The sequence below is a fragment of the Propioniciclava sp. genome (assembly GCF_029977985.1).
Lineage (GTDB): Bacteria > Actinomycetota > Actinomycetes > Propionibacteriales > Propionibacteriaceae > Propioniciclava.
The window spans coordinates 1-5,329 of record NZ_JARKOT010000096.1 but is presented as its reverse complement, the minus strand read 5'-3'; the positions used below and the strand labels follow the sequence as shown (position 1 = coordinate 5,329).

Below are 5,329 nucleotides of genomic sequence, written 5' to 3'. Positions count from 1 at the left end.
TCCGCCTCGGCCGCGGCGCGTCGCTCGGCCTCTGCCCGGTCGAGCTCGCTCCGGGCGGCAGCCTCCTCCGCGGCCGTGCGCAGGGCCGACTCGCTCCGCTCCGCCTCCGCGCGGGCAGCGACCCCGGCGAACCCGGCCGCCTGTTCCGCGCGTTGCCAGACCGCGATCGCGGCCGGGTCCGGCTCCGCCTCGGCGAGGCCGGGGGCCACGAGCGGCTCCCAGCTGATCCGGTCGCCGGGCGCGGCCAGGGGAGTGTCGGCGGCAGGGCCTCCCGGCTCAAGGTCGAGAGCCTCGATCGTGCGTCCGGCAGCCTGGAGGGCGCGCGCCAACCCCGTCCGCGCGGCCCGGAGGTCGTCGGCGCTGAGCCGTTCGAGGACGTCCGCTTCCTCCCGCCGAACCGCGATGCCGCCGGACGGGTCGCCGGTCGCGGCCAGCCGCTGCGCGTGCGGCTCGTAGACCGCGACGACCGGGACGATCACCGCCCGCACGACCGCCGGCCGCGGGCGGTCGCCCAACCCGGCCACCGCCGTCCGGTACACCTCGAGGGCCAGCCGGTGATGGGCGAGTGCGGACTCCGGCCGGCCGGCAGCCCAGCGACAGTCGGCCGCCAGCAGGTGCACGGCGAGCGCGAGGTAGGGCGGGCCATCGGTCAGCGCGTGCAGCCGGGCCTCCGCGGCGTCGGCGTGGGCGTTGGCCAGGGGGACGTCCGCGTCCAGCAGGGCGCGAGCCTGGGCGATCAGGGCCCACAGCACCACGGGCGCGGGCAGGTTGGCGGCCAGCGGCAGCCGGCCGAGCTGCGCGCGCCAGGCGTCAAGCCCGGCGAGGGTGCGCCCCGCTGCCCCGGCCTGTCCGAGGCCGGCCTGGACGGCGGCCAGATGCACGGTCGCCACGGCGTAGCGGACGGCGTCCGGCACGGAGGCGTACGGCCCGGACGGACCGCGCGCGGCGAGGATCCGGGCGGCCTGCACCACGGACTCGGGAGCATCGGTCGCTGCCTCGGCGAAGTCCCAGGCCAGCAGGCGCGCGGCCGTGAGCTCGACGAGTGCGTCCGCCAGTTCGTCGGTGCGCTGCGGGTCGGACATCGCCGCCACTCGCAGCCGCCGCACGTCCGACGCCAGCCCGCGGGTCCGGCTCTCCACGGTCTCCAGTGTCATCTGCCCTCCTGGTCCAAGGATGGCCTACTCCCGTCGGGGACTCGACGAGAGATGGGGTGGGCGACGACCTGAGGTACCCCGGCGGCGAAGATACGGCAGTCGCCCGATGTCCGCGGCTACCTCAGGAACCGAGGGTTGAGGCATGAACTTCTTCGATCCCAGAACCCTTCAGGAGCTGACGCTGGGCCGACTGACCGGGCGTCCGCACATCGATCCGCCGAGGATCCGCTCGTCGCAGGACATCCTCCTCGAGGCGGGCCGCACGGAGCGGGAACTCCGCTACCACCAGCGCCTGCCCTGGTGACGGCCCGCCGCCGTGGTGACGCTGTCAGAGGCGGGGCGCATACTCGACGTCATGCCCCAACCGATGGTCGGACGCACGGACGAGGCGACCCGCCTGGCCGCCGCCTGCGGTCTCGACCGCGACGGTGGCGGCCTCGCCGTGCTGTCCGGCGACGCGGGCATCGGCAAGACCCGGCTGCTCTTCCACCTGTCCGAGCAGGCGCGGGCGTCCGGCCGGCTGGTCGTCGTCGGGCACTGCGTCGCGCAGACCGGGGCGGCGATGCCGTACCTGCCGTTCGTCGAGATCGCGGGCGCCCTGGCCGACCTCGCCACCGAGGTGGTGGACGCCGTGGTCTGCGCGCACCCGTCCCTCACCGAACTCCTGCCGGGACGGTCGGAGTCCACCGGCCAGCGGATGGGCAACGCCGGACAGCTGGCGGAGGCCGTCCACGCGCTGCTCAACCGGGTCGGCGCGGCCACCCCGCTGCTGGTGGTCGTCGAGGACGCCCACTGGGCCGACCACTCGTCCCGCGACCTGATCACCCTGCTGCTGACGAGGGGATTCAGCAGCCGGGTCGGGTTCGTGGTGAGCTATCGCTCCGACGACCTGCACCGTCGCCACCCGCTCTACGGCACGCTGCCGGTGTGGGCGCGGCTGGCCGACGTGACCAGGGTCGAGCTGCCGCCGCTGTCGGACGACGACGTCACCGCGCTCGTCCGCAACCTGCCCGGCCACGGTGACGACGCGGTCGTGGCCCAGATCGTCCAGCGGGCCGGCGGGAACGCGTTCTTCGCCGAGGAACTCGCTGCCGGGGGTGCCTCGATCAGCGAGGACCTGAGCCGGGTGCTCCAGTCCCGCTACGACGAGCTGGACCGGCCCGCGCAGGAGTTGGTCAAGCTCGTCTCGGTGGGTGGCGGCTCGGTGGGCCACGGCCTGCTCGCCGCCGTTTCCGGGCTGGACGCCGACGAGCTCGACCGCGCGCTGCGTGAGGCGATCGAGCACCACCTGCTGGAGCGCGCGGGACCCGACGGCTACGCGTTCCGGCACTCGCTGCTCGCCGAGGCGATCGGTGACCAGCTGCTGCCCGGCGAGGCGGCCCGGCTGCACGCGCGGTTCACCGCTGCCGTGCTGGCCGATCGCGGGCTGGCGCCGCCGTCCGAACTGGCCCGGCACGCGGCGGCGTCCGGCGACCGGGAGACGGCGATCCTGGCCGGCCGGGCGGCGGCCGAGAGCGCGCTGCGGATGGGCGGCCCGCGGGAGGCGCTGGAGCACTTCGAGGCCGCGCTCTCGCTGATGGCCGCCGACGACGCCGAGCGCGACCCGGTCACGCTACGGGCGGCGGAGGCGGCGTCCGCGTCCGGCGACGTGTTCCGTGCGGCGAAGCTGGTCGGCAGTCGCATCGACGCCTACGCGGCTGCGGGCGTGCACCCGGCGATCCTGCCCCGGCTGCTGTCGGCGTACGTGCTGCACTCGCGGCTGGAGACGCTCACCCCTGACCAGCTCGAGCGGGCCGAACTCGCCCTGGAGCTCACCGCGGGCCGCGACGACGCGGTGCGGCTGGAGGCGCTGACCGCGTGCATCCAGGCGCTGGTCGACCGCGAACGGTGGACGGAGGCCTCCGCGCTCGGCGAGGAGGCGCTCGAACTGGCCGAGAAGCTGGCGGCGGCCGACACCACGACCAACCTGCGCACGATCCTCGCCTACACCGTCGACTTCGGCGGCGACCTGGCCCGGCTCGAGGCACATCTGGCCGCGATCGTCGCGGACGCCAAGCCGGGGGAGGCGCACGTCCGGGCGCTGCACCGGCTCGCCCACTTCGAGGAGGAGGTCGGCCGGCTGGAGTCCGCGCGGGCCCGGTTCGACCAGGCGGCCGAGCTGGGCGCCCGGCTGGGCCATCCGTGGGGTCCGTTCGAGTTCTCGGCCCGGTACCGGGCGGGACAGGCGTCGTATCTGCTCGGCGACTTCGCCGGCGCGCTGGCGCGGTTCGACCTGCCCGGGGACGGGCCGCCGTCCAGCCGTGCGCTGCTCGCCTCCGGCCGGCTGCTGGTGCTCGCCGCGCGGGACGAGAGCGTCGACGACGACCTGATCGAGGTGGCCGAGCAGTGGTGGGCGAGGGACGCCCTGGTCGCCTTGGCGTCGTTCCAGCCGTGGGCCGACCTGCTGGCCCGGCAGGGGCGCCACCGCGAGGCGATCACGGTGGTCGAACGGGCGGCGGCGGAGATCGACCGGCAGTGGGCGTCCCAGGAGGCCGCGTTCATCCGGCTCGCCGCGGTCGCGCTGGGCCTGCTCGCCGACACGGCCGAGCCCGCGCGGGCGGCCGAGCACCGGGCGTCCGCCGAGTGGTGGCTGCGGCGGGCCGGCGGCGTGAAGGCCTGGCTCGGCCTGCCTCTCGGACCCGAGGGACGGGCCTGGCGGGCACGCCTCGCCGCCGAGGAGCTGCGGCTGCGCCACGCGGTGGGCGAACCGGTGTCCCCGGCGGAACTCGTCGCGGCCTGGCAGAGCGCGGTGGCGGCGTTCGAGACCTACGGCCACCGCTACGAGATCGCGCGCACGCGGCTGCGGCTGGCCGAGTCGCTCGCCGCGTCCGGGAACCAGGCGGACGCGGCCGACCAGCTCCACCTGGTTCGCGAGGAGGCGGTCGCGTTGCCGTCCGCGTTCCTGGCGGTGGCTGCGGCGTCCCCTGCGGCTCGGCGTTCGGCCGGACTGACGCCCCGCGAGCAGGAGGTGCTGCGGCTCGTCGCGCGCGGCCGCAGCAACGGTGAGATCGGCCGGCAGCTGTTCATCAGCACCAAGACCGCGAGCGTGCACGTGTCGAACGTGCTGGCCAAGCTGGGCGCGGCCAGCCGCGGCGAAGCGGCCGCCATCGCGCACGATCGAGGCCTGCTCGACTGAGGGCCCCCTGCCCAAGCCGGACGCGAGCGCGTAGGTTCGTTGCGAAGGAGGCGAGCCGATGACCCAGTGGGAGAACCTTCCGGAGCCCCGTCCCGACCGTCCGGTGCAGCCGGTGACGCCGTCGTGGTCGGCCTTCACCGCCGATCCGAGGGTGCCGGCCAACCAGCACCTGAGGGCCTCGGACGCCGACCGCGACGTCGCGACGCGGCTGGTGCAGCAGGCCCGCGCCGAGGGGCGGCTGGACGCGGCCGAGCACGACGAGCGGGCGCTGCAGGCGGCCAGCGCCCGGACGCTCGGCGAACTCGAACCCGTGGTGTCCGACCTGATGGTGGCGAGCGCGGCGCCCGGCCTTGCTGCGGGTCGCCCGCGGGCGCAGGTCGCCCGGGTCGTCACGGGTTGGGTCGGGCTGGCGGTGCTGTTCAACGCGATCTGGCTGATGACCGTGCTGACCACGGGCCACCTGCTCTACTACTGGCCGATGTGGCCGATGCTCGGCACCGGCATCCCGGTCATGATGACGCTGTTCTGGTCCCCGTCGCCGGAGGCGGACGCGCGGCGCCGTCCCCCGCGTCGCGGTGAGACCCCACAGCTGCCGCCGGCCCAGGAACCGCCGTCCGACCTGCGCTGAGTGAACGACTGGGGACAGGTCCCTTTCCCGTTCAGCTGAACGGGAAAGGACCTGTCCCCTTACCGTTCACGTCCCAGTCGTTCAGCCGGTGATGCGGGCCGGCCCGTTGAGGTAGTCGCGGCCGCGGCGTGCGGAGGCCTGGGACAGCCAGGCGTCCTCGATCACCTCGGCCAGCTCGGCTTGGGTGAGTTCGCCGATCCGGCTCAGCCGCACCAGCACGGCGAGGTAGCAGTCGAAGTGGGGGGTGGTGAAGAACGGGGTGGCCGGGTCCTGGACGAGGGACTGCTTGGCGTCCTCGTCCGCCACCCGGAGGATCACGACGTCGCGGTAGCGCTCGCCGGTCCCGGGATCGAACGCGTCCGGACGCGGGGT

Annotated in this window: 5 protein-coding genes; 3 read left to right on the top strand and 2 right to left on the bottom strand. The window is 75.0% G+C overall.

Annotation, left to right across the window (positions count from 1 at the left end; translation table 11 throughout):
• Positions 1 to 1,154 (bottom strand): hypothetical protein (locus Q1K57_RS06110; RefSeq protein ID WP_300080026.1); only part of this gene is annotated, 1,154 nt, incomplete at its 3' end.
• 142 nt (positions 1,155 to 1,296) lie between these two features.
• Between Q1K57_RS06110 and Q1K57_RS06105 the strand changes: the two genes are divergently transcribed.
• The 3 genes from Q1K57_RS06105 to Q1K57_RS06095 are packed head-to-tail and all read left to right on the top strand — an operon-like array spanning position 1,297 to position 4,957.
• Positions 1,297 to 1,458 (top strand): hypothetical protein, encoded by a 162-nt coding sequence (locus Q1K57_RS06105; RefSeq protein ID WP_300080024.1) that lies wholly within the window; start codon positions 1,297 to 1,299, stop codon positions 1,456 to 1,458.
• A gap of 51 nt (positions 1,459 to 1,509) precedes the next feature.
• The gene (locus Q1K57_RS06100; RefSeq protein ID WP_300080022.1) at positions 1,510 to 4,329 is read left to right on the top strand and encodes a helix-turn-helix transcriptional regulator; all 2,820 of its coding nucleotides are present in this window, start codon (positions 1,510 to 1,512) and stop codon (positions 4,327 to 4,329) included.
• Positions 4,330 to 4,387: 58 nt separating this feature from the next.
• Positions 4,388 to 4,957 (top strand): DUF1707 domain-containing protein, encoded by a 570-nt coding sequence (locus tag Q1K57_RS06095; RefSeq protein ID WP_300080020.1) that lies wholly within the window; start codon positions 4,388 to 4,390, stop codon positions 4,955 to 4,957.
• An 81-nt stretch (positions 4,958 to 5,038) separates the two neighbouring features.
• On the opposite strand, the gene Q1K57_RS06090 is transcribed toward Q1K57_RS06095, so the two are convergent.
• Positions 5,039 to 5,329, bottom strand: a 291-nt coding sequence (locus Q1K57_RS06090) for a hypothetical protein (RefSeq protein WP_300080019.1), incomplete at its 5' end; no start/stop codon positions are given.

Coding starts and splice junctions, on each gene's coding strand:
- Q1K57_RS06105 (WP_300080024.1), top strand. CDS start 1,297: ATGAACTTCTTCGATCCCAGAACCCTTCAGGAGCTGACGCTGGGCCGA.
- Q1K57_RS06100 (WP_300080022.1), top strand. CDS start 1,510: ATGCCCCAACCGATGGTCGGACGCACGGACGAGGCGACCCGCCTGGCC.
- Q1K57_RS06095 (WP_300080020.1), top strand. CDS start 4,388: ATGACCCAGTGGGAGAACCTTCCGGAGCCCCGTCCCGACCGTCCGGTG.